The 23723-nt window shown below is 68.7% G+C and carries 22 protein-coding genes and 2 pseudogenes; 14 read left to right on the top strand and 10 right to left on the bottom strand.

Translation table 11 applies throughout. The features are described 5' to 3' along the window. The 3 genes from E5082_RS33820 to E5082_RS30375 form a co-directional block, all read right to left on the bottom strand. On the bottom strand, positions 1 to 408 hold the full coding sequence (locus E5082_RS33820) for a winged helix-turn-helix domain-containing protein (RefSeq protein ID WP_135794451.1): 408 nt from the start codon (positions 406 to 408) through the stop codon (positions 1 to 3). After that, the gene (locus E5082_RS33815; RefSeq protein WP_380949470.1) at positions 374 to 610 is read right to left on the bottom strand and encodes a helix-turn-helix domain-containing protein; all 237 of its coding nucleotides are present in this window, start codon (positions 608 to 610) and stop codon (positions 374 to 376) included. The genes E5082_RS33820 and E5082_RS33815 overlap by 35 nt, the downstream gene beginning before the upstream one ends. Positions 611 to 696: 86 nt before the next feature. After that, complete coding sequence (locus tag E5082_RS30375) at positions 697 to 1188, bottom strand: DUF6461 domain-containing protein (RefSeq protein WP_135794449.1); 492 nt, start codon at positions 1186 to 1188, stop codon at positions 697 to 699. A 219-nt stretch (positions 1189 to 1407) separates the two neighbouring features. Between E5082_RS30375 and E5082_RS30370 the strand changes: the two genes are divergently transcribed. Next, positions 1408 to 2225, top strand: a protein-coding gene (locus tag E5082_RS30370; protein WP_425276875.1) for an IS5 family transposase whose coding sequence is annotated in 2 segments (ribosomal slippage) — positions 1408 to 1753 and positions 1753 to 2225 — 819 coding nt in all. Because the reading frame shifts where the segments join, the coding sequence is not laid out codon by codon here. A 28-nt stretch (positions 2226 to 2253) separates the two neighbouring features. Here E5082_RS30370 and E5082_RS30365 read toward each other — a convergent pair. Continuing rightward, positions 2254 to 2913: an NADPH-dependent F420 reductase gene (locus E5082_RS30365; protein WP_135794448.1), complete on the bottom strand. Its 660-nt coding sequence runs from the start codon at positions 2911 to 2913 to the stop codon at positions 2254 to 2256. A gap of 562 nt (positions 2914 to 3475) precedes the next feature. Between E5082_RS30365 and E5082_RS30360 the strand changes: the two genes are divergently transcribed. Then, positions 3476 to 4423: a YcxB family protein gene (locus tag E5082_RS30360; RefSeq protein ID WP_135794447.1), complete on the top strand. Its 948-nt coding sequence runs from the start codon at positions 3476 to 3478 to the stop codon at positions 4421 to 4423. A 237-nt stretch (positions 4424 to 4660) separates the two neighbouring features. After that, the gene (locus E5082_RS33600) at positions 4661 to 4804 is read left to right on the top strand and encodes a GNAT family N-acetyltransferase (RefSeq protein ID WP_341869184.1); all 144 of its coding nucleotides are present in this window, start codon (positions 4661 to 4663) and stop codon (positions 4802 to 4804) included. On the opposite strand, the gene E5082_RS33930 is transcribed toward E5082_RS33600, so the two are convergent. Next, positions 4752 to 5264: a hypothetical protein gene (locus E5082_RS33930; RefSeq protein ID WP_466523084.1), complete on the bottom strand. Its 513-nt coding sequence runs from the start codon at positions 5262 to 5264 to the stop codon at positions 4752 to 4754. The two genes, E5082_RS33600 and E5082_RS33930, sit on opposite strands and share 53 nt — an antisense overlap. A gap of 665 nt (positions 5265 to 5929) precedes the next feature. On the opposite strand from E5082_RS33930, the gene E5082_RS30340 reads away from it, so the two are divergent. The 4 genes from E5082_RS30340 (at position 5930) to E5082_RS30320 (ending at position 12589) form a co-directional block, all read left to right on the top strand. Beyond that, positions 5930 to 7780, top strand: a complete 1851-nt coding sequence (locus E5082_RS30340) for a peroxidase family protein (protein ID WP_135794445.1) — start codon at positions 5930 to 5932, stop codon at positions 7778 to 7780. Between the two features lie 1126 nt (positions 7781 to 8906). Beyond that, on the top strand, positions 8907 to 10091 hold the full coding sequence (locus tag E5082_RS30335) for a DUF2235 domain-containing protein (RefSeq protein WP_135794444.1): 1185 nt from the start codon (positions 8907 to 8909) through the stop codon (positions 10089 to 10091). A 918-nt stretch (positions 10092 to 11009) separates the two neighbouring features. Beyond that, entirely contained in the window at positions 11010 to 12344 is a 1335-nt protein-coding gene (locus E5082_RS30325) for a S8 family peptidase (protein ID WP_135794443.1), read from the top strand. Next, complete coding sequence (locus tag E5082_RS30320) at positions 12341 to 12589, top strand: hypothetical protein (protein WP_135794442.1); 249 nt, start codon at positions 12341 to 12343, stop codon at positions 12587 to 12589. Before E5082_RS30325 ends, E5082_RS30320 begins: the two co-directional genes overlap by 4 nt. A gap of 516 nt (positions 12590 to 13105) precedes the next feature. Here E5082_RS30320 and E5082_RS30315 read toward each other — a convergent pair. Both E5082_RS30315 and E5082_RS30310 read right to left on the bottom strand, forming a co-directional pair. Then, entirely contained in the window at positions 13106 to 13570 is a 465-nt protein-coding gene (locus E5082_RS30315) for a peptidase inhibitor family I36 protein (RefSeq protein ID WP_135794441.1), read from the bottom strand. Between the two features lie 110 nt (positions 13571 to 13680). Then, positions 13681 to 14703 carry an NAD-dependent epimerase/dehydratase family protein gene (locus E5082_RS30310; protein ID WP_135794440.1) on the bottom strand — a complete coding sequence of 341 codons (1023 nt, stop codon included), beginning with the start codon at positions 14701 to 14703 and terminating at the stop codon, positions 13681 to 13683. Between the two features lie 121 nt (positions 14704 to 14824). Between E5082_RS30310 and E5082_RS30305 the strand changes: the two genes are divergently transcribed. The 5 genes from E5082_RS30305 to E5082_RS30285 all read left to right on the top strand — a co-directional run bounded on the left by E5082_RS30305 (position 14825) and on the right by E5082_RS30285 (position 18228). Continuing rightward, positions 14825 to 15391, top strand: a complete 567-nt coding sequence (locus E5082_RS30305; RefSeq protein ID WP_135794439.1) for a TetR/AcrR family transcriptional regulator — start codon at positions 14825 to 14827, stop codon at positions 15389 to 15391. A gap of 156 nt (positions 15392 to 15547) precedes the next feature. Beyond that, entirely contained in the window at positions 15548 to 16171 is a 624-nt protein-coding gene (locus tag E5082_RS30300) for a transposase (RefSeq protein WP_135794438.1), read from the top strand. Positions 16172 to 16205: 34 nt separating this feature from the next. Next, on the top strand, positions 16206 to 16451 hold the full coding sequence (locus E5082_RS30295; RefSeq protein ID WP_135794437.1) for a hypothetical protein: 246 nt from the start codon (positions 16206 to 16208) through the stop codon (positions 16449 to 16451). A 143-nt stretch (positions 16452 to 16594) separates the two neighbouring features. Further along, entirely contained in the window at positions 16595 to 17857 is a 1263-nt protein-coding gene (locus tag E5082_RS30290; protein ID WP_135794479.1) for a PP2C family protein-serine/threonine phosphatase, read from the top strand. Then, positions 17857 to 18228 carry an STAS domain-containing protein gene (locus tag E5082_RS30285; protein WP_135794436.1) on the top strand — a complete coding sequence of 124 codons (372 nt, stop codon included), beginning with the start codon at positions 17857 to 17859 and terminating at the stop codon, positions 18226 to 18228. The genes E5082_RS30290 and E5082_RS30285 overlap by 1 nt, the downstream gene beginning before the upstream one ends. Before the next feature lie 440 nt (positions 18229 to 18668). Here E5082_RS30285 and E5082_RS30280 read toward each other — a convergent pair whose 3' ends face one another. Further along, positions 18669 to 19310, bottom strand: a complete 642-nt coding sequence (locus E5082_RS30280; protein WP_135794435.1) for a carbonic anhydrase — start codon at positions 19308 to 19310, stop codon at positions 18669 to 18671. 722 nt (positions 19311 to 20032) lie between these two features. Here E5082_RS30280 and E5082_RS30270 point away from each other — a divergent pair. Next, positions 20033 to 21313: pseudogene (locus tag E5082_RS30270) on the top strand (IS701 family transposase). A 58-nt stretch (positions 21314 to 21371) separates the two neighbouring features. Here the strand turns inward: E5082_RS30270 and E5082_RS30265 are convergent. After that, the gene (locus E5082_RS30265) at positions 21372 to 22361 is read right to left on the bottom strand and encodes a helix-turn-helix transcriptional regulator (protein WP_135794434.1); all 990 of its coding nucleotides are present in this window, start codon (positions 22359 to 22361) and stop codon (positions 21372 to 21374) included. Positions 22362 to 22454: 93 nt separating this feature from the next. Between E5082_RS30265 and E5082_RS30260 the strand changes: the two genes are divergently transcribed. After that, positions 22455 to 22853, top strand: coding sequence for a VOC family protein (locus E5082_RS30260; RefSeq protein WP_135794433.1), 399 nt, complete (start codon positions 22455 to 22457; stop codon positions 22851 to 22853). Between the two features lie 134 nt (positions 22854 to 22987). Here E5082_RS30260 and E5082_RS30255 read toward each other — a convergent pair. Continuing rightward, positions 22988 to 23299, bottom strand: a pseudogene (locus E5082_RS30255) (4-hydroxy-3-methylbut-2-enyl diphosphate reductase); the annotation flags it as partial. Positions 23300 to 23723 lie beyond the last annotated feature (424 nt).

Below are 23723 nucleotides of genomic sequence, written 5' to 3'. Positions count from 1 at the left end.
TCACACAGGGGTGGTGCAGGTCGGCCCACTCCAGCATGCGTCCCTCGTGAACGGACGGCCGACGGCCCAGTCTTCGCAGGGGGGGACATGCCCTCGACCGACTCGCACAGGTCGTGGAGCACCGACCCTATGCCCGGCCCGAGCCCCCAGCTGGGCCCGCGCGGCCTGCTGGAGGACGGGGTCGGCCTTGTGCCGCAGCGTGTCCCCGGGTCGTTTCCACCGGAATCCGTGCCGGTGGAGCGCCTCTGTCAGCCAGGCCGCCGAGACCCGGACGCCCCGTTCCGCGGCCAGCCAGTCACACCACGCGGCGGCAGTCCAGGTACGGCCCTGCCGGGCGGACTCGTCCAGTAGGGCAGCCAGCGCCTCGCCGTCCTCACGGGTGACCGAGGCGCCCCGGGCGTGGGGCATCCGTCAGCGCGTCCAACCCGCGTGCCGCGAAGCGGTGGACCGCACCACGCACGGTGACGTCGTTACATTCGAGCAGGTCAGCGACCTTGGGCACGGTCAGGCCCCGTCCCACCAGCCGTGTGCACTCCAGACGCGGTCTGGTGCCCGGCGTGAGACCACGTGCCCGCAGACGCTCACGCACCTCGCACTCCTGATCAGACATCAACTCCACACGCAGGGCCTTCGGCATGGGCAGCCCCTCCCGCCCTGCCTCATACCCATATCACCGAGGCTGCTCAGTTCCGTCGGTCAAGGCATTTCGAGTTCGGGCAACGAAAAGAAACCGGTGATCACCTCCACAATCCGCTCCTCGTTGTCATCCCTGTCAAGATCCGCCGGGTCGATGAGGTTCGCCGCCCTGAGGGTGGGCAGCAGCAGGTCGGGCTCCTCGCCTCCCCGGTAGTACGGAGTCTCAAAGCTGAAGGCGGTGATCAGCCGTCCATCGCGGTAGTACTGGAACGAGGGGCCATGGGCTTTGGCGATGCATGGTTCGATCACGAAAACGACGAGCTCGCCGCTGGCCGGGCACAACTGCCCATAATGGGCGAGGTCGTAGTCACCGCTCTCCCAGCTGAGCATGTCGTGCATCACCAACCCCCAATCGGTGCCCTTGCCGTACGCGAGTGGCATTCGCCGCTGACCGAGGAGTCCTTGCGTGAGCGCGTCCAGAGAGATCCCTCGGAAGAAGACGACGTTGGCTTCCTCGTGATGCGGGAGCGGGCCATGTATCCAGTGCGTCATACCGGGCACCGTAGAGGAACCCCCTGACAAGCCAGCACAGCCGCGAGCCGTCGTCAGAACGGCGGCCGGTCGGTCAGCGACAGGTGTAGCAGCAGACCCTCTGGTCGCGCGCCTGAGCGGCCAAAGAATTCAGTAGTCAACTTCGCCGTAACCGCTTAGAGGTCCTAACAGAAGCCGTTGATCATGTGACGTTCGGCTTGGCTGGTCGTTGGTCCGATCGTGGGGAAACGTCAGTCGCGGCCCTGGATCGTTTCGGACGAACTGTGGTCGCTCATCGAGCCGTTGTTGCCCGTGCCGGGTCCGAAGCTGGTCGAGGGCAGACCGCGAGTCCCGGACCGGCAGGCGCTGTGCGGGATCCTGTTCGTCCTGCACACGGGCATCCAGTGGGAGTACCTGCCGCAGGAGCTGGGCTTTGGCTCGGGCATGACCTGCTGGCGGCGGCTGGCCGCGTGGAACGAGGCCGGCGTGTGGGACGAACTGCACCTGGTGCTCCTGAAGAAGCTGCGGGCGGCGAAGAAGCTGGACTGGTCGCGGGCGGTGATCGACTCCTCCCACGTCCGGGCCGCTCGACGGGGCCCAAAAGCGGTCCCAGCCCGGTCGACCGCGCACGGCCGGGCAGCAAGCACCACGTCCTCACCGACGGCCAGGGCATCCCGCTCGCGGTGTCGCTGACCGGTGGAAACCGCAACGACGTCACTCAGCTGCTGCCCCTGCTCGACAAGATCCCGGCGGTTGCCGGCGTCGTCGGCCGGCCCAGACATCGGCCTGACGCCCTGCTTGCCGACCGCGGCTACGACCACGACAAATACCGGCGCCTGCTGTGGCAGCGCGGTATCCGCCCAGTCATCGCGGAGCGAGGCGTGGAACACGGCTCTGGCCTGGGCGTTTTCCGCTGGGTCGTCGAGCGCACCATCGCCTGGCTGCACGGATTCCGTCGCCTGCGGATCCGCTGGGAGCGACGCGACGACATCCACGAGGCCTTCCTCGGTCTCGCCACCTGCCTCATCACTCACCGACACATCCAACGCCTTTGTTAGGACCTCTTAGGCGCGTGGAGGCCCTCCCTCAGGCCCGGAAGTCCGCCGGGCGTTGCGGGGACGCCTCGGCCAGGGCCTTGCGGACCGCCTCCACGCCCGCCCGCAGGCCGTAGACGGGGGTGCCCGGCTGCTGGCGCCAGGAGTCGGTGATGCCGCCGGCGTCGACCGTGTCGAAGCCCAGTTCCTCGATCAGGGCCCGGACGGTCCGCTTGGCCGCCTCGTCGTCGCCGGCGACCGGCAGGGCGAGGCGGTCCGGGTCGCCCGCCGGGCGTGGACGGTCCAGGATGTCCTGGGCGTAGGTGCCGTTGAACGCCTTGATCACCGGGTGGCCGAGGTGCCGCTCGGTCCAGCGGCTCTCGGTGAGGCCCTCGTCCTCGATGGCCGCGATCCGGCCGTCCCGCTGCGGGTAGTAGTTGCCGGTGTCGATCACCGCGGCGCCCTCGGCCGCGCCGTCCAGCAGGCCGTCGGGCAGCAGCGGGACCGCCTTCAGCGGGACGGTGACGACCACGACCTGGGCGCCCTCGGCCGCGTCCTCGGCCCGGACCGGGGTCGCGCCGGTCTCCTCGGCCAGTTCGCGGAGCGTCTCCGGGCCGCGGGAGTTGGCGACGGCGACGTCGTGCCCGAGGGCGGTGAGCCGCCGGGTGAGGTTGCCGCCGATGTTCCCCGCGCCGATGATGCCGATCTTCATGGCTGACCCTCCCGATGTCCATGCACGTGCATGCGCCTGTCATCGGCGTCAACCTCACGGAGCCGGGCCCTATTCCGGCCGCTGCGCCGAGCCGGTGACGGAGCACGGGCCGGGCCCGAACCGGGAGCCTGCCGTGAGCCGGCGGGGAGGGGGAGTAGCGGCTGTGAGGATCTGCGCGGCAGGCTGGAAACTGCCGCTCGATCTGACAATCCATGGGCCTGGTGACATGCCAGTTATGCTCTTCGGCTCCTCGATCGCCCCGAGGTACCCAACACGATTCACGTGTGGCGGAACTGGATTGCGGCCGAAGCCAGAGGGTGAAGACTCCACCCGCCCCCTCCGTGAGGCGGTCGCCGACTCGGTAGCGGCGCTTCTGCCCGCCGGCGTCCCGAATGTCTTCGGCCTCGGGGAACAACGGAACAGCGATTACTGTAGCGGTAAGCACGGTTCCAGCAGGTCACGACCAGGGCGGCGACGCTCTCAGAACCGCCTCCTGACCCCGAGCACGTCCCCTCCTTCCCCGGCGCTACGATCCGGTTGATCACCGAACCGGGGAGGGGACATGGCCGAGGGCCGGGAAGCGACGGACGCCGTCGCGGAGAGACCGGTGGAGCTGGCCTACCGGGTCACCGTCGACGACCTCGCGGCAGCGATCCGCACCCGGGCGAAGGTCACCAGAGCGGGCCGTTTCCGGCGTCGGCTGTTGATCTACACGCTGGTGGTCACGGCCGTCGGAGTCCTTCTGTCGACGCTCGGCGACGGCCGGCGTGACACCCCGTGGTATCTGTACCTGGCGCTGGTGGCCTCCGTCGCCTTCATGACCGCCGGGCCGCGGCTGCAGGCCCGCCAGTTCCACCGGCTCAGCGAGCGGCAGGGCGACTTCCGCGCCGTCGTCGACGACACGGGGATCTGCCTCACCACCGCCCACAGCTCGGCCACCCTCGACTGGCACCTCTACCCGCGCTATGCCGAGACCCCGGAGCTGTTCGTGCTGCTCAGCGCCGACAAGTCCGCCGTCGGCGTCGGCGTCCTGCCCAAGCGCGGCCTGAGCAACCCGGAGGATGCGGACCGGCTGCGGGCGATCTTCGGTCGGCACCTCATACGCGCGGACGCCGCCGCGGCGCCGGACGCCGACAGTACGCCGACCCGGGGCCGGGACGTCGGGCGCGGAGCGGGCTCCGTCGGGCTGCTGCTCCTCGGGCTGGTGCTGCTCTTCTTCGCCTACGCCGCCGTCCAGAAGGCCGTGGATCCAGATGCCTTCTCCGAACTCCAGCACAACAACGCGCCGGTCTCGGCCATTGCCCTGATCCTGGGGGTGGCGGCCGTCGCCCGCGCGTGGTGGGTCGTACGCCGGATGAAGGTGATGCGGATCGTGACCGCCGTGCTCGCCGCAGCCGTGCTGCTGGTCGGGGGCGCCGCCGTCTACCGCATCGGGCCGATGCTGCACTGCTGGGGCTCGGACCGGATCGCTCGGGGCCCCGACGGCGACTACGCCTGCTACGACTTCTGAGCGGGCCCGGAGCCCACTCCTCGGCGGCTGTGGGGCGCAGCAACCGCAGGTGCCGAAGATCTCGATGGTGTGGGCGTCCACGAAGCAGTCCGGCGGCGTGCTGGTGGGCTCTGCACACGGTGAAGTCCATGCTCACGATGGACCATTCTCGTCGATCGGGCACTCGACGACCCGCCCGCTCATCCGGTGGGTCTCGACAAGTCACGTATCGCTGAGACACGGTGGCCATCGTCGAGAATGCTGGTAGCCGAAACCGAGGCGGGGATCGTCGGGTTCGCAAGTTTCCGCCCGTCTGAGGAGAGCTCTGCCGTCGCGCAATTCGGCACGCTCAACGCGATGCCCGAGATCTGGGGCGCCGGGATCGGAATGCAGTTGTGCTGACGGTGAGGCCGAGGGTGACGCCGCTGGCGGTGTCGATACGGGAAGGCAGATGGTCCTGGCCGAGGGTGACCTGGAGGGAGAAGGGGACGCACAGGCCGCCGGAGGTGAGGGCTGCTCCGCAAGCGGGTCCTCCTCGCCCCGTGACCTTTCGGCATCCGGCGGTGGTGAGGGCGTCGATCTGCCGGAAGGCGCGCGCAGCCTCCGGCAGACCGGCTGTCCCGCAGCACTGGGCTGTCGCGGTCCTGGCCGCCGCGGGCGCATTCGGCGGCACCGTCGCCTTCGCACGGTCCGTGATCGGCTGAGCTGTCGCTCGCTCCCGCGCCGTCGCCTGGCGTCGTGTCATCGCTGCCTGCTCGCGGAGCCGCTCGATGCTGGCCGTGAGCGTGTCCGCGAAGGTTTTCTTACGCCACTCCTCGCAACGGTTGGCGATGCCGCAAGAAGGCAGCGGCAGGTCGCACACGTCCCACTCCTCGACGTCACTTGCGTCAGGGCTCCGACGAGCGGGTGATTCTGCAGGACGGCAGGGATCGAGAGGCGTCCGGCGGGGACAACTACCTGGGTGAGCTGGGCCGCTCCGCAGGTCTCCTTCAGGGAGGACATCATGGTGGCAGGAAAACGTGTCGTCGGCAGGCGGTCGACGGCGGTTCTCGGGCTGGCCGGCAACCGGCGACCGGCCGAAGGCGCGACGGCGGCAGCCACGGAAGGGTTCGACTACGTCGTAGTGGGGGCGTGGGCCGGCGGCGCCCCGCTCGCCGCTCGTCTCGCCAGAGCCGGCATGCGGGTACGCAGACCGACGCGCTCGAGGGCCTAGTGACTCGAGTGGTCCTGGACGAGAACCAGGCGGCGGTCAGCGTCCAGTACCTCGCCCGCGCGCACGCCTACCGGGCGGACTCCGCAGCCGATGGGGCCCCGGACTCCGCCACCGTCGTCGACAGCCGGTTCCGGGTCTGCGGCGTGCGGCGGCTGCGAGTTTGTGGACGCCTCCGTCTTCCCAGGCGTTTCCAGATTCTTCGTAGCCACCCCGATTTACATGATCAGTGAGAAGGCCAGCCAGTGACGTGATCCTCGCCGACGCCGTGCCGCCCAACGATTCAAGCACCCTGAACCATTCGCAAGGAGGATCCGATGACTGATCAACGCCCGTCCGCCGACGACGCGCCCTCCGGCTACCGCCGCACACTGCCCTGGCGCATCGCCACCGGTGTCGCCGAGTTCGCGGACCGCAGGATCGGCTGGGACAAGCTGCCCGTGCCGTTCGGACTCGGTACCTTGTTCGGGCTGCGCGTGAAACTGCGGCAGGAGAACCTGCACGACACCAACCGGATCCCCGCGGTGAACGTTCCCAAGCCGGCCCCGTTGAACGGCACGGCACACCTGGTGAACCGGACGGCCGACGGCAGTTACAACGACCTCGACCAGCCGCGCATGGGTATGGCCGGCACCCGCTTCGGCCGCAACATCCCGCTGGACAGGATCCCTCCGGTCTCGGCCGACGACGTGCTCTCCGAGCCCAACCCGCGCATGGTCAGCCGCGAACTTCTCACCCGGCACGAGTTCATTCCTGCCGAGACGGTGAACTCCCTCGTGGCGGCCTGGCTGCAGTTCATGGTGCGTGACTGGTTCAGCCACGGCACGAGCCCCACGGACCGGGCGTGGAGTGTCCCCCTGCGCGACGATGACCCTTGGCCCGAGCGGCCCATGCGTATCATGCGCACCCCTGACGACCCCACCCGCGACCCGCACGCCCCGGCCGGTACGCCCGACACGCGTGTCAACGTCTCTTCGCACTGGTGGGACGCCTCCCAGATCTACGGGTCGAGCGGGGAGGAACAGCGCGCGCTGCGCACCGGGGAGAACGGCAAACTGCGCCTGTGGGGCGACGACGGAACGCCGTTCCCGTCCGACCCGGACCGCGACCCGTCCCGCGTGCCCGGCTTCTGGCTGGGTCTCGCGATGATGCAGACGCTGTTCGCCAAGGAGCACAACGCGATCTGCGACCATCTCCACGCGCAGTACCCCGGCTGGGACGACGAGGAGCTCTTCCAGCGCGCCCGGCTGGTCAACGCCGCTCTCCTCGCCAAGATCCACACGGTGGAGTGGACCCCGGCGGTCATCAGCCATCCGACCACCGTCACCGCGCTGCGTACCAACTGGTGGGGACTCGCGGGCGAGCGCGTCCACAACCTCTTCGGGCGGATCAGCGGCTCCGAAGTGATCAGCGGCATCCCCGGGGACGAGACCGACCACTACGGCGTTCCGTACGCGATCACGGAGGAGTTCGTCGCCGTCTACCGCATGCACCCGCTGGTCCGCGACGACTGGCACCTGCGTGCCGCGAGCGACGACGCGACGCTACGGGAGGCAACCCTCCGCGAGCTCGCCGGTCCCGAGGCGCTGAAAATCATGGAAACCGTCCCCATGCGCGACCTGCTCTACAGCTTCGGCACCCTCCACCCGGGCCTGGTCACCATGCACAACTTCCCTAAGTTCCTGCAGGAGTTCGAACGGCCGGACGGGCACCTGCAGGACCTCGCCGCCACGGACATCCTGCGCAGCAGGGAACTCGGCGTCCCCCGCTACAACGAGTTCCGCCGACTGCTGCGCCTGAAGCCCGCCAAGTCTTTCGAGGAGCTGACCGAGAACCGCGACTGGGCCGACCAGATCGAACGGGTCTACGGGGGCGACATCGAGAAGGTCGACCTGACCGTCGGCTTGTACGCGGAGAAACTCCCCGCCGGATTCGCCTTCAGCGACACCGCGTTCCGTATCTTCATCCTCATGGCCTCGCGTCGGCTGAACAGCGACCGGTTCTTCACCGAGTACTACACGCCCGAGGTCTACTCGAATGCCGGACTGCGCTGGATCGACGACACCACCATGGGGACCGTACTGCTGCGCCACCACCCGGAGCTGCGGACCGCACTAGCCGGAGTGGAGAACGCCTTCACGCCCTGGAACACCGCCGGGCGAGAGTGAGGAGCCGTGATGGCAGCAGCATTCAGGGCCGACCTCGTCCTGGAGGGCAGTGGGATGCGTGGCCTAATGACGTCGTTTCGTTTGGTGCTTATCGGCCGTCAGCGACGCCATGTCATGGGGGTGTGACTGCATTGCGGCGCTTGCAGAGCGTTGGGCTGATGCGTCTGCGGACGGGGACGCTTTTTGAATCGGCTCAGGCCTGATGGTCTGTCTCCTGTGTGAGCACCTACACGACCCTGACCCAGCTGTCCTCCAGGCACACTAGCTGGAGGGCGCCAGGCACTTGTCAATGCCCGCCCCGACCAGGGCCCGCCGTGCGCTTCCTGCCACGTCCATCAATAGGGTTACGTGAAGTAGCTCAACAACACCTCTGGCGACCAACGAGGGCAGGGGTGTCCGCCGCGGGAGGGTTGCGGCGGTCGCAAGCAGCCACCTTGGCCGAGTATGTGTTGTAGGGATCACCACGCATGTTTATGCAGTGCGCCGCCGTCAGGGTGACCCTGCTCCCGACCTGCTTACCCGGCGTCTTGTACTTCTCCGCGGAGGTCCGCGTGGATATGGGAATTAAAAGAGTCCCCGCAGCGGCTGAACTGCGTGCCCAAGGGGGGCTCTTGTCGTCAGGGGTGAGCAGAGGGCTGCAGGCCAGGGCGCCAGACGCGGGGGAGCTGATCGCCAATTGGCCCGACGGAAACGACAGAAATGTACTCGCGGCGACCGCGGCGGCCCTCTGCTTGCAGCCGTCGCACAAGCGCGGGTGGGAGTCCTTCGGGGCTCCCCAGTCCGTCGCCTGCGCCGTCTCCCAGCGGGCGTCGGTGAACTTCGCCCCGCAGTCGGTGCAGATGCGACGGCGGGCTTCACGCTCGGCGGCCTGCTTCGTCGCCGGTCGCCGCACCTGTGCCCGGTACTCCTCTTCGGCTTCACCTGATTGAGGTCATTCCCGGCGCGTCATTCCCGTCCTTGGTCGCCATGCTCCGGATGCGCCGACAGGCCCCACCCCGAACTGGCGCGACACACCAAACAACCTCGCCTGGACAGATCCCGTTCACGGATGGCGCGGCCCGACGGGTGGTGGAAGCATGGAGGTGGTGCTATACGCCACTCCACGCTCTCGCGAGGAGGGATGATCATGGCCAAGCGTCTGGTCGTCTGCTGCGACGGCACATGGAACTTCGCCGACCAGCCGAGCAAGACGAACGTTGCCAAGGTCGCTCTGTCCGTGCTTCAGGGGTCCGTCGAGGGGAAGGAGCAGCGGGTCTACTACCACAGCGGCGTCGGTACCCAGCAGTGGGAGCGGCTGCGGGGCGGCGCCTTCGGTGTGGGGCTTTCGCGGAATGTCGCGGACGCCTACCGGTTCCTCGTCGAGACGTACGAGCCCCACGACGAACTGTTCCTCTTCGGCTTCAGCCGGGGCGCGTTCACCGCCCGCAGCCTGGCGGGGCTGGTGCGCAACAGCGGCATCCTGCGGCGGGAACACGCCGACCGCATGCAGGCTGCGTGGTCCCTCTACCGCGACCGGACCGAGCATCCGAACGGCGTGGCATCGACGTTGTTCCGCCGTTCGTACGCCCGCGAGACGAGGATCCACTTCATCGGGGTGTGGGACACCGTGGGTGCTCTGGGCATACCTCTGCAGGACGCCGCATTGCTCCAGTCGGCGGTGAACGGGTTCAACCACCGCTGGGCGTTCCACGACACCGAGCTGAGCGGCTGGGTCAACGGGGCCTTCCACGCGCTGGCTATCGACGAGAAGCGCTCGGCGTTCCGGCCGGCGCTGTGGCACCAGCGACCCGACGCCGCCCAGCAGGGGCAGGAGCTGAAGCAGGTCTGGTTCGCCGGGGTGCACTGCGATGTGGGTGGCGGGTACACGGAGGCGGGCCTGTCCGACATAGCCCTGCTGTGGATGGCCGATCAGGCCCGGCGCTACGGCCTGGGGTTCGACGACGAGGCGCTCAGCGCGGCCGGGCCGGAGGAGATGAGGCCGCAGCAGAGCGTGGGCTTCCGGGTCGAGCCGGACGGCTCGGGTACGCTGCACGAGTCGCGGACGCGCATGTACCGGCTGGCCAAGGCCTACCACCGGCCGCTGGACAGCGCGGTGAACGATAGGAACGAGCCCGACGGGAACGAGTTCCTGGCGGTTCCGGTCAAGGAGCGCTACGACCGCGACGCCGGATACCGGCCGCCGGAACTCAGGCGGTATCTCATCCACCAGGAGCGGGTCCGGCTGGAGCCCGTCCTGCTGCCAGACCTCGCGGCCGTCCTGCCGCCGATGGCGCCCGCACCGGCTGAGCCGGGGGCTGGCCGCACTGGCTGATGAGGCGCTCAACTTCACTCCGGCCGACTGACGGACTGCCCCGCCCGCCCGTGTCGATGGCTTTCGCGTGCCCACGTCGGCCACCGTGTGGGCCCAACATACCCACCTGAGAACAGGCCGCGACCAGGTCAAACACGCCTTACCCGCTATCACCCACCAACTCGTCAGTGCCCTCTGATCCAGGCCGCGAGCTGGCAGCGGTCGCCGTGCCGGGCGGCAGGCCGGTGATCGGGGAGACGTGCTCGATGGTGAGCTTGCGCCGGTGAAGTCCTTCTTCCAGCGCACGACTTGTATGGCCTGGCGTGCGTCGGGGTAGTCGAGGTGGGCGAAGTCGACGGTCTTCAGCCGCCGGATGTCCAGGCGGTGGTGAGCTCGGGTGCGGTCGTGGTGGTCGAGCGTGATCTCGCGCCAGGGCAGACGGCGGACCGGCCGAACAGCCCCGCCCAGATACCCGCTTTCAGACCTCATCGTGGTCCACGTAGGGGACTGACCTCGCCCTACGTCGTCCACTCTTTCTAGCTCCCATCCTGTCCGCCGTCGACCCACCCGCATGTGGAGCGGGCGCGGTTCATGGGCGCGCACTGTACGAACGACTGTGAGGATTCACCGCGGCGCTCCTCGGCAGGCCTGACCCACCGAACGATTGACGCTTCGAGTTGTCCGCTCCAGGAATCGTCGGCCGGCTGGGCGGCGCTTTACACGCGGCCGGTCGGGGCGGCGCTAAGTTGCGGGCTTCCGTGCCCAATGCCACGGTCTAAGCGAGGGACGCTGACGGCCTGGCGAGGGGCAGCCTTGCAGGCGACGGCATCGCGCATCGATCCACGATCGAACCGCACCCCGCCACCCCTCGCACCCGACACTTTGTGCATCGACGCGCGTCCACGAAGCGGGGTAAACCAACAGAAAGTGGGAAATTTGATGGCGAACGGTCCCATGGACGGGCGCGCCTTCGGCGAGCAGCCCAACCGGCCCAACGGCTCCGTCAGAGGCCACGGCGCCGAGTACACCGGTCGGTACGTGGTCCTGCTCGACCCGAGCAACCAGGAGAGCGGAATCAACGCACTGCGTTCTTCCGCCGACATCGCGTCCGTCGAGCGCGTTCGAGGCACCGAGGCCGGGAACGTTGCCGAACTCCTCGATCGCCCCGACGTCTCGGTGCTCTTCGAGGACCTCAACGCCGCCGTCGTTGAGGTCCGGCCCGAGCAGCGCCACGCGCTGGTGACCACGGCCGAGGCGGAACCCTCGATCATCGCGGCGGAACCGGAGCGCATGGTCTACGCACTGCCGATCACCGCCCCGCAGCAGGCGCCGACCGAGTACTTCCCGGCCTACCGCAGCGACGAGGACGTGGTCGCCCGCCACACCAGGACCGAGATAGCCGCAGGCCAGGGCCCGACCTGGATCGAGGAGAAGTGGACCTGGGGCCTGCAGGCGATCCGAGCCAACCTGTCCCACCTGACCGGACGCGGTGTGAAGATCGCCGTCCTGGACACCGGCGTGGACACCGACCATCCGGACTTCGCCGGCCGCATCGAGGCGACGGAATCCTTCGTGCCCGGCGAGACCGTAAAGGACGGTCATGGCCACGGCACGCACTGCATCGGCACCGCCGCCGGTCCGGCCGGCCCCCGGCAGGGCCCCCGCTACGGCGTGGCTCCCGAAGCCCAGATCCTCGCGGGAAAGGTGCTCAGCAACGCGGGTACCGGCACCGACGGCCAGATCCTGGCCGGCATTGCCTGGGCCGTCGCCCACGGCGCGCGGGTGATCTCCATGTCGCTCGGCGCTGGGGTCCGACTGGGTGAACTGTTCCCGCAGACCTACGAGATCCTGGCCCAGCGCGCGCTGGAGCGCGGGACGGTGATCGTCGCCGCCGCGGGCAACGAAAGCCAACGACCCCAGGTCATCCAGCCGGTCGGTCGGCCGGCCAACTGTCCCTCCATCCTCGCGGTGGCCGCGCTCGACAAGGCGATCGCGCCGACGTTCTTCTCCAACGCCGGCATCAACGGACAGGGCGGCGAGATCGACATTGCCGCGCCCGGCTGGCAGGTGCACTCGGCCGCCCCCGGCGGCGGGTACCAACCAATGAGTGGCACCAGCATGGCCACGCCGCACGTGGCGGGTGTCATCGCCCTGCTCGCCCAGGCGAACCCCAACGCCTCCGCGGCCGATCTCATGGCCGGCCTGAAGTCCGGCGCGTTCCCGCTGATGCAGCCCGTCCGGGACGTCGGGGCGGGCCTGCTCCAGGCCCCGTGAGCGAGTCGTCCCCATCCGCGCCGGTCGGGGTCATCCTTGCGGTCGACCCCGACCGGTTCGCGGAAGTGGTCGAGGCCCTGCGGCGGGCCGGGCTGACGGTCACGGGCGAGCAGCCGGTCCTCGGCACGCTCTCCGGTACCGTCGCGGAGGACCGGATCCCGGCCCTCGAGGCGGTCGATGGCGTCGACTCCGTCGACCGGGAGCGCAGCATCCGGCTCTCCCCGCCCGACTCCCCGATCCAGTGAGCTCAGTGACGGCCGTCCCCCGCCTCAACCAGGACGCTGCGTGCTTGAGTCCCCCGGGAGTTTGGGAGACCTCGCGGAGCGCGTTTGGTGCGCGCCGCTGCCCGGAGCATGGGCGCCGGTACACACGGGAGCGGCGTGAGTGCCGTGTTTCCGGGCGGACCCCGACATGGCGTCCTCAAATGAAGTCGCAGGCCAGAGGCGGGGAACGGAGTGGAGCCCGCTGTAAATCTGCCGGCTCAGCCTTCCCAGGTTCGAATCCCGGCGCCGCCACACGACCGAAAGGGTCCGTGACCAGCAGCAAAGCGCTCGGCAAGGGCCACCGATGCCTGGCTGCCTGTCAGAGCCGGGCACTCGCAGGCTAGTGGCCCAATCTCAACCGCACCCGCCCGGTTCGTCAGCTGGGTGACGTCGGAAACGGCCATGTTTAGGGCAAGCACAGATCCGATAACACCCTGCTGACCGGGGGCCATCCCGGACACACCGGCTGACTGCTCCTCTCCATCTGTTGGTGGCTGGTCAGGAGCCCCAGGGAGTGTCATTGTTGCGGAGGCTGTGGGCGGTGTCGTTGAGCGGGTAGGAGCGCAGGTCGCCGATGGTGCCGCCCTCGCGTCCGACGCAGACGTGCCGGTCGAAGTAGTGGTCCTTCTGGTAGACGCGGGCGGTGCGGCTGTTGTTGATGATGGAGCTGCCCTTGCCGCGGATGTAGTCGGGCAGGTGCGGCAGGGACCCGTCGACGGCGCGTTTGACGTAGGGCTGGCCGTTGAAGTTGATGTCGGGGTAGATACATACGAACCCGCGCGGACACGCGATCTGGCCCCGGACCACGGTGAGGGTACCCGCAGGGGTGGCGGTGTGGGCGGGGGAGAGACCGGCCAGGACGGTCGTGATGACGGCGGGGAGCGCGTGGTCGCTCCGGTGCGGAGGTGCTCCAGGTGCGGACGTTTCATGACATCCGTCTGTCCAGGCGGAACGGTTCGCCATTCGGCCTCCCCGCGACGTTCATCCAGAGGAGTGTCCTCATCAGGGATGCGGTGGGGCCGCGGGTGGTGCGGCCCTGGGCGTGACGCGTCGGGCTGGTGCGGGTGCCAGTGTCAGACGGCGTTGTGGGCGATGAGGCTGTTGGCGCAGTCCAGGACACTTTGCCGGGCGGGGCGCGGCTGCCAGCCGAGCAGAGTGCGGGCCTTTTCCGTGCTGTGCCGGTTGCGTCGCCCCAGCGCCGGGGTGATTTCGCGCAATGACGGGTCGCGGAAGCGGGCGGCGAGGCGGACGGCGAAGTCGGGGATGTGACGGGTGGAGACCCTGCTGCCGCGGGCGCCGAGCCCGTCATGGAGCGCCTGGGCCATGTCTGCCATCCACATGAACTCCCCGGTGGCGAGGAAGCGTTGGCCCGCGGCGGCCGGCGAGGTCATGGCGCGCAGGTGGACGTCGACGAGGTCGCGGACATCCACGATCTCCAGTCCGATCCGGGGAATGCCCGCCATTTCGCCTTTGAGCATGCGCGCGATGATGCCGACGGAGCCGATGTTGCTGGTGGTCAGGATCGGCCCGAACACAGCACCGGGGAGAACGGTGGTCAGCTCCATATCACCGGTGTCGTTGTTCTCGATGAAGTCCCAGGCGGCGCGTTCGGCGAGGGTCTTGGAGCGGCGGTAGGGAATGAGAGTGGGGTCGGCGGGGTCGGTCCACAGCGTCTCGTCGGTCACTCCCTCGGTTGCGTAGGACGACGGGCTGGCGGCGTTCGCCGCGGAGGTCATCACGACGCGTTTGACACTCGCTTTGGCCGCGGCCCGCAGGACGCGCAAGCTGCCGTCGCGGGCCGGGGTGATGAGGTCGGCGGCGCTGTCGTTTTGCACACCGAGCGGGGAGGCGACGTGGAGGACGTAGGTGACGCCGTGCATGGCTTCGTCCCAGCCGGTGTCGGCGGTCAGGTCTGCGGTGGCGAAGGTCAGCCGGCCGGCGGGGTTGACTTCGCTCGCGACGGCGCCGGTGACGACCTGCTCGCGCTTCGCGCTGCGCACGGTGGTGCGTACGTCGTAGCCACGCTTGAGTAGTTCGGTGATGCACCAGCCGGCCACATAGCCGGTGCCACCGGTGACCAGAACCGTCTCGCTCATGGGAGCCTCCCTGCAGGGGATGTGCCAGAATGCAAAGCGGAGGGGCCTCCGCACCTGACTGGAACATACCGGAGGGGCCTCCGTTTCGCCAGCCGAGCCCCGAGCGGACAAGTGACAGTGCATGAACCCGACCCCTCGCAAACCGTCCCGAAAGGACGCCGCCGACAACCGCGAGCGCATCCTGAGTGCCGCGCGGGCGGCGCTGACCGAATCGACGGGTGCCTCTTTGACCGCGATCGCGCGGTCGGCGGGCGTAGGGATCGGCACGTTGTACCGGCACTTCCCCACGCGTGAAGCCCTGATCATGGAGCTCTACCGCCACCATCTCCAAGAGCTCATCGACCTCGCCCCCGCACTGCTTGAGGAGCATCCGCCGCTTGAGGCCCTGACGTTGTGGTGTGCACAGGTGGCCCGCTACGGACAACTCAAGGCCGGGGTGGCCCAGGTGGTCCATGCCGCAACCAACGGCGGTCGGGACGACGAGCACTACGAGCCGTTCGTGTCGGCCATCGACACGCTGGTCCGCGCCGGCGCGGCAGACGGCTCTCTCAAGGCGGGCCTTGATCCGGAGGACGTCCTGCTCCAGCTGAGCGTGCTGTGGCGGATCCCTGCGGGCGAGACCGGCGAGGCACGCGCCGCACGCATCCTCGACCTCATCATTGACGGCCTGCGCACTCCGGGCGCCTAGGTGTATTGATCACGAGCGTTGTTGACACGGCTGGGGTCTTGAACATGGCGAAGACCTCCGGTGTGGTGGGAGCTGTCTAGGAACTCACCGCACGGAGGTCTTCGTGCCCCACCGTAATGCCCGGCTGACCGTCTTCGGTAGGAGGCTGTTCCCGGCATGGGGCGGGGTGATCTGACGAATGCCGAGTGGGTCGGGCTGGATCCGCACTTGCCGGCGATGGGACGGCGTGGCTGGCAGTGGAACGGCCACCGCAGAGTTATCAACGGGATCCTGTTCCGGGTCCGAACGGGCATACCGTGGCGGGATCTTCCCGAGCGTTTTGGCAGCTGGAAGAGCGTCTATGAACGGCACCGGCGTTGGTCGGCGGACGGCACGTGGGACCGGACCGGCCAGTGGGGCGACGCGCCACAGATGATCGAGGTCCTCGAACGCATCCGCGTCCCCCGCCCGCAGGGCGGTCGCCCACGCACCCAGCCAGATCACGTCGGTGGCGACAAGGCATACAGCTCACGCCGCAACCGCCGCTACCTGCGAAGACGCCAGATCAAGCACACCATCCCCGAACCGAAGGACCAGCGGGCCAACCGCAAACGACGCGGCAGCAAGGGCGGCCGGCCCACCAGCTTCGACAGCGAGATCCACCAACGCTGCAACGAGGTCGAGCGCACCATCAACCGGCTCAAGAACTCCCGGGCCGTCGCCACCCGCTACGACAAGAGGGCCTACATCTTCCACGGCACCGTCACCACCGCGGCAATCCGCCTATGGCTTCGCCTGTGATCTACGAGGCACCCTGTGGTTCTAGAGTCTCCCTGTGGACGTCAACGGCTGGTTCGAGGTCGAGGACCCGGAGGAGTACGGCGAGGAGTCCTGGGACTTCGACGAGGCCGAACTCGCCTTCCTGGCGGCCCTGCGAGCCCGAGCCGCTGATTGGCAGGTGCCGTGGGCTCCCAGCCAAGTCGGACGGCCCGAGGACAACCACCGGCAACCGCTGTGCCGAAGTCCGAGGCTGGTGCATGCAGGCCGCCGAGCGGCCGGCTCCCATAAGTGCCGCCGTTGAGCGACGGCGGCGCCGTGCTCTGCCCTGGCGCTCGCGGCCTTCCTGTGTTGCGGTCGAAGGGGTAACCGGCCCGAAAGGGTACTCGGCCGTCTCGGCAGCGGAGGAAGACCGTGGACGTGGACCGTGAAGCAGGCGGGCGGACGATGCTCGCCGGCCTGCTGCACGCCAGCCATCTGATGCCCCTGGACATGTTGCCGGAAACGGCCGGCGAGCATGCCCGGGCCGCGGGCTTCACCGACCTGCTCATCTACGTGACGGATCTGGAGCACCGGGAACTGCACCTGCTGACCGGGCCGAACGGGACCCCGCCGGACACCCCCCGGGACATCCGTATCGAGGGCACCACGCCGGGACGGGCCTACCAGTACGGCTGGCTCACCTCTTCCTCGCCGAACGAGGCGGCCGGCGTCCACTGGTGGCTGCCCATCGTGGACGGGGCCGAGCGCATCGGAGTGCTGCGTGTGCACTCCGTCTACGACGATGCCCGCGCCCGCGAGGACGCCGACCGTCTCGCCGCGCTTCTGGCGCTGCTGATCGTCGCCAAGCGGACCTCCAGTGACACGCTGGCGAAGCTGATACGCACAGAGCCGCTGAACATCGGGGCCGAAATGGCGTGGAACCTGATGCCGCCCGCCACCTATGCCGACGGCCGCATCGTGATCTCGGCATCGCTGGAGCCGGCCTACCGGATCAGCGGCGATGTGTACGAGTACGCCCTCGACGGCCCTCTGGTGCATCTGACGATCTTCGACGCCATGGGCCACGACAACGCAGCCGGGCTATGCGGAGCCCTCGCGCTCGGGGCATGCCGCCAGGCCCGCCGCCAGGGCGCCGACCTGGCCGCCAAAGGCGACGCTGTCGAAGCCGCCCTGATCGAGCAGTACGGCCACCGCCGCTACGCCACCGGCATCCTCGCCACCCTCGACACCCGCACCGGAGTGCTGAGCTGGGTCAACCGCGGACACCACCCGCCCATCATCATCCGCGACAACCGCTGGAGCAGCCACCTCAAGTGCCCACCGGCCCACCCTATGGGCACCGACCTGGGACTGCCCAGCACCGTGTGCCACGAACAGTTGCAACCGGGTGACCGCATCGTCCTCTACACCGACGGCATCACCGAAGCCCGCGGCGCCGACGACAGCGAATTCGGTCTGGAACGCTTCACCGACTTCCTCATCCGCCGCCACGCCGACGGCCTGCCCGTTCCCGAGACCCTGCGCCGCCTCATCAAGGCCGTCCTCGACTACCAAGAAGGCCACCTCCACGACGACGCCACCGTGCTGATGTGCGAATGGCTGGGCCCCACCGCCGAGGACACCGAACCAGCGGCGGCCTTGATAGGACTGCTGGGCCACGATCCACCGCCCATGTCCAGCACCACCAGGGACGGGAGCAGCCTGTGATGAACTCCCTCCTGCGCATCGACACGGCCGACACCCGCAGCCAAGCCACTGCACTCACTGTGACCGGGCCTGTCGACCTGGCCAACGCCTCCGTCCTGGAGCAGACCGTGGACGAGGCCCTCAACCACCACCCCACCGTGATCCTGGATCTGACCGGCGTCACCTTCTGCGACTCCTCCGGCCTCAACACCCTCATCCGCCTGCGCCGCCGCGCTCAGCACTCCGGCGGCGAGCTCATCCTGGCCGCACCGCCCCCGCAGATGATGCGCATGCTCCGCATCACCGGCGCCGACAGCGTATTCACCATCCACGGCAGCCTGGCCGAAGCCTGGCAGACACACCCCGCCTCCGGCACCCCGCCCACCGAGTGACCGCGGCCCCTTTTTGCGCGTATCTCGGCCACCCCATGGGACGTCAAGAAGCCTCTACTCCGCCCCGACTAGCTGCTCGCTCGCCGCCCTCATCGGCCGCTCAGCGTCGCCCCTCGCCTATCCGCGGCCGGTGGTGCCGCCTGCCCCCTTGGCCGACCGCCCGTCCTCTCAGCTCCCGGACACACCGACTGCCCCCTAGGGGGCAGTTGAGCAGGGACGTCGAAGGAGGCTCAGGGATGGCCCGGCTGCTGTGCCGGAGGCACTCCTCCGCCCTTGGCGCCCTTGTCGGTGCCATGTGGGTGACCGTTCGTGCTCGGACCCGCCTGGCCTGCCTTCAATGGCTGGCGTAAGGGCGCCCCCGTGTCTCTGTGTGGACGGGAGCGAGCGCTCCCGCCAGCGGGACGGGTAGCACCTCCCGAGACAAGCCACCTGGGTGGGCGTCAGGACGCGGTGTCACCCGCGACGTGAAGGCCGCGGGCGGCGACGAGCTGAGCGCTGCCGTCCGCCAGGCGGTAGGACAGGCCCACCACGCCGAGGCGGCCTTCGGCGACCCGGTCGGCCAGAACGCGGGAGCGTTCCAGCAGCAGGTCCACGGTGTGCTCGATGTGCTCGGCCAGGATCTCCTCGGCACTCTCGCGTCCGGCGGCGCGGGCTGCCAACACGCTGGGAGTCACCCGCTCGACAACGTCCCGGACGAAGCCGCCCGGCGTCTGCCCGCTCTCCAGGGCGGAACAGGCGGCGGCGACAGCGCCGCACGAGTCGTGGCCCAGAACGACGACCAGCGGGGCATTGAGGACTGCCGCGCCGAACTCGATGGACCCGAGCACTTCCGTCCCGGCGACGTGGCCGGCAGTGCGGACCACGAACAGGTCGCCCAGACCGCGGTCGAAGATGATCTCAGCTGCCAGCCGGGAGTCGGAGCATCCGAACAACACGGCGAATGGCTGCTGGGACGGTGCGGTCTCGGTGCGGCGGGCGGCGTCCTGGTTGGGGTGCTCGGAGGCGCCAGCGACAAAGCGCTGGTTGCCGGCCATGAGCAGTTCCAAGGCGTCGTGGGGCGTGGGCCTCGAAATCTCGGTCATGGCCGAAGACTATGGCGCGTCTGGTGCACTTGCTCGGCCGGGCCTCCTCTCAGCGCGCGTGGAGAGAGGGGGAGAGGTGGCCGACTGGAACGGGCTGAGATCGGCATTACGGGGGCGGCAAGGGGGACAAGCAATCCAATGCCGAACCTCAGCGAGGGCGGTGCGTCGCCGGGCGCTCCCTAGCAACGTGCCGGGTGGGGCGACGGCGCAGGAACCGGCCCGCCGGGCCGGCTCTGGCGGTAGCCGGTTCAGTCGGTGGACAGCGCTTGGAGGAGGTCGCCGACCTGGTGGTCGGGCAGAGCACGGGCGACGTCTGCCAGCCTACGCGGTGACGGACAGCAACTGGACCGCTTCGTCGAACGGTTCCCCCAAGAGGTCCGACGTACCGAAGAGGTCCACGTCCTGCATAAAGGCAGGCCAACCATCGGCGTGGCCGCGCTTCCACCAGCCCGAGCAGCTCTCGGCTCGCCGGAGGAGCCGGCTGCTCGTGGCGCCAAAGATGCTCCCGATCGATCTCGTGAACCTGGCGTTGCGCTGCGACCATGCGGCTGATGGCGTCTGCCCAGTCGGTCATAAGTCTCTCTTGTCCATACTCCGCGATCTTGTGCCGGGTGCGTCGAAGAACAGGAACGGCCACTGCGTGATCATCGGGGGTTGTGTGGACTCCTGAAGATCGTGCGGTGGCCGCAGGCCATAGCGTAGACCCTGCCCGGTGGCTCTCGATGTTCGACCAGGCCATGGCACGAATCGCTGGCCGGTTCCGTCGGGTGGAACCGAGAGCAACCGCCCGCGCGTACCTGCTCGGGCTGCTGTCCGGCGTCGAGCGCAAGAACTGCTGGCGGCTGGCCGAACAGGCCGGTCACGCCCGTCCCGGGCCGATGCAGCGTCTGCTGCGAACCGCCCGCTGGGACGCCGATGCCGTCCGCGACGAGGTCCGCCCCTACGCCGTCGAGCGCCTCGGCACCGATGGTGGAGTACTGATCGTCGACGAGACCGGTTTCGTGAAGAAGGGCCGGTCCTCGGCGGGCGTGCAGCGGCAGTACACCGGCACCGCGGGACGCATCGAGAACAGCCAGGTCGGTGTCTTCCTCGCCTACGCCACCAGCCGGGGGCAGGCACTGATCGACCGTCGGCTCTACCTGCCTGAGCATTCCTGGTGCTGTGATGCCGAGCGCCGGGACGCGGCCGGAGTGCCTGGCGATGTGCAGTTCGCGACCAAGCCCCGCCTGGCCTGGGAGATGATCGCCGCCGCACTGGACGCCGGGGTGGAGGCACCGTGGGTGACCGGCGACGAAGCATACGGGCAGGACCCGCAGTTTCGTGCCGCCCTGGAGGCACGCGGGACGGGCTATGTCCTGGCCGTCGCCTGCTCCGTCCGGGTCCGGATCAACTCCGGTCGCACCCCGGTCCGCGCGGACACGGTCGCCGGTCGCCTGCCCGAAGCCGCCTGGCACCGGCAAAGCGCCGGAGCCGGGGTATAGGGCCTGCGCTACTACGACTGGGCCTGGATCGGCATCGGCAACAGCCACCGCCACCTGCTGATCCGCCGCAACCCCACCACGAGGGAACTCGCCTTCTACCTGTGCTGGTCACCCACTGCGGTACCCCTGGCCGAGCTCGTCCGCGTGGCCGGCAGCCGCTGGAGCGTCGAAGAGTGCTTCCAGGCCGCCAAGGGCCAAGTCGGCCTGGATCACTACCAGGTGAGGCACTGGAACGGCTGGCACCGGCACGTCACACTCGCGATGCTCGCGCTGGCCTTCCTCGTTGCCGTCACCGCCGACACAGCTCCCAGCCGACCGGCAGAACCGCCTCACTACACCCACGGCAGCAACCCGATCGCCCTGACCGTCCCGGAAATCCGCCACCTGTTCGCCGCGGTCCTCAACCCAGCAGTTGTGTCCCCGGCCAGAATGCTGCACTGGTCAAACTGGCGCAGACGCCACCAGGCAACAGCCCGGCGCAGCCACTACCGACGACGGTCAGCCGACGAGACCGGCGGATAGATCACGAAGTCGCACTGGAGTATCAGCCGTGTCATCTCATGACATTGGTTCCTCACTGTCAGGCTCGGCGGGCGTGGGACGTGAGGCGATCGGCAAGCGCGATGACGAGGTCGCGGAGTTCATCGGGGCGCTCGATGATGAACGGCTGGTCGAGTGCCGCGAGTACCGGAGGCAACCAGTCGAGCCGCTCCGCCCGCAGCTCGACGCGCAGCCAGCGCTTGGTCGTCCGGTCCTCGTGGGCCGCGGGCTCGTCCTCCTGCAGGCTCGCGACGCTGGCGGGAAGGTGGGCGCGGATCTGATCGGCTGTCCCGTGGATCCGCAAGGTCACCTCATGCCGGTACCCGGCCGTGGCGAAACCTGACAACACGCGCTGTGCAGGAGCGTGAGCCACGGGCGCTTCGAATGAGCCGGGCAGGGTCCGCGCGTCCGCGATGCGATCGAGCCGGAAGGTTCGGTTCTCGCCGATCTGGGGGTCGTTGCCCGTGACGTACCACCGGCCCGCGTGGGCAACGATCCCGTATGCGTGCAGTGTGCGTTCGCTGCGCCGTCCGTCGCGGTCGGTGTAGCGGATCGAGACCGGTCGGCGGTGGCGCACCGCGTCGGCGATGGTGAGCAGGACTCCGGTGTCCGGGGTGTCGAACTGGCCGGGCTCATCAGTGAAGGCGAGAGTTTCCAGGAGTGTGTCGAGCCGACGGGCGATGTGCTTGGGCAGCACCCGGCGGATCTTCGCCGATGCCGTCTCGCTCGCCGTGCGCTCGGTCGTCATCAGCCCTGCCCGGCGGCCGGCGACCAGGCCGAGCAGCACGGCCAGCGCCTCGTCGTCACTGAGCATGAGCGGAGGCAAACGGTACCCGGGAGCCAGCCGGTACCCGCCGTAGCGGCCGCGCACCGACTCCACCGGCACGTCCAGGTCGATCAGCTGGTCCACATACCGCCGCACAGTGCGTCCTTCGACGCCGAGACGGTCGGCGAGCTCGGCCACAGTCCGGGTGCCGCCCGACTGCAGCAGCTCCAGGAGTGTCAGCACGCGGGCGGCGGGTCGAGGCATGTTCGCACCCTAACGTGAATAGAGGACCGATTCTGTCCCCTATTCCTTCTAACCTGCGGCGTGTACGCCTCCAGCGCAGCCAAGGAGATTCCCATGGACTTCGTCTCGATCCGCATCATCACACTCGACGTGGCGCGCCTCGTCGAGTTCTACGAGCGAGTCACAGGGGCCCGCGCCATGTGGGCCACCGAAGATTTCGCCGAGCTCAGGACCGCGGGCGCCACCCTCGCGATCGCTGGCACCCGCACCGTCCCGCTGTTCGCCCCGGGTTCTGCCCGCCCTGCGGAAAACCACAGTGTGATCACCGAGTTCCTCGTCGACGACGTGGACAGGGTTTACAACAACCTGAACGGCTTCGTCACTGACTTCGTCGCGAAGCCCACCACGATGCCCTGGGGTAACCGTTCGCTGCTGTTCCGTGACCCTGACGGCAACCTCGTCAACTTCTTCACACCCGTCACTCCGGCGGCCATCGAAAAGCTCGCACGCTGACGCCACGCACAGCCGTCAAGACCGTTGCATCCCAGCCGAACCATTTGCATACGGGAGGCTGTCGTATCCGGTACTCCCGGTGATGTAGCGGTGGCCACCGAACTCGGTTCCGCAGGGGAGACACCGCGGGTGGCTCACTCTTCCCGGTGCCCCGTCTCGGCGCGCAGGTCCCGGCGGAGTCCCTTGGACGGGGAGAACGCGATCGACTCCGTGGCTGTGATGATCGTCTGCACGTCATCCCAGCCGTGCTGTGCCCGCCATGTCAGGACGTCCTGAACGGGGATGTCGGGAACGGAGGCGCCCGAGGTCACGCCGACGGTGGTCACATCCATGAGCCAGGCGTCGTCTACGTCCTCGGCGCAGTCGACCAAGCGGGCGTCCCAGGCGTCGGCCGCCAGTGCGACCTCCACCAGGCGGCGGCAGTTGGAGGAGTTGCGGGAGCCGACCTAGCCGACCCCTCCGCTCCGGGGCCGGGGCGAGCTCGCACACTGCACCGTCCCCGGCTGCCGCTTCGGCGCCGCCGGCAAGGGACCGTGCTCGCGGCACCGCGACACGTGCATGTTCCGGCGCCAGTGCCAACCACGGCATCAATTACGAGGTCCTCTGGGAGGAGTGCGAGGAGCGACGGCACACGCAGACCAGCGCATGAGCGTCCCGCTACTTGGCACCGCGGGTCAGGGACAGGGTGGGCGGGGGAGGCCCAGGGTCTGTAAGGCGTCGGGGCGAGCCCCCGCTGCCGGCGGAGGGGATGGTCTTCTGCGTGTTGACGTCCCAGTTGTTCTGCGCGTTGGTGGCCTGTTGAGGTCTGGTCGCAGCTCAGCGCTGACAGCGCTTGTGCCTTCTTCACGTAAGAGCGTTCCAGCGCCCGCT

Origin of the sequence: Streptomyces griseoluteus (assembly GCF_004784465.1) — a bacterium.
In the GTDB taxonomy this organism is placed as follows: Bacteria; Actinomycetota; Actinomycetes; order Streptomycetales; family Streptomycetaceae; genus Streptomyces; species Streptomyces griseoluteus.
The sequence above is the reverse complement of the archived record's forward strand: the minus strand, read 5'-3'. Positions and strand labels throughout refer to the sequence as shown.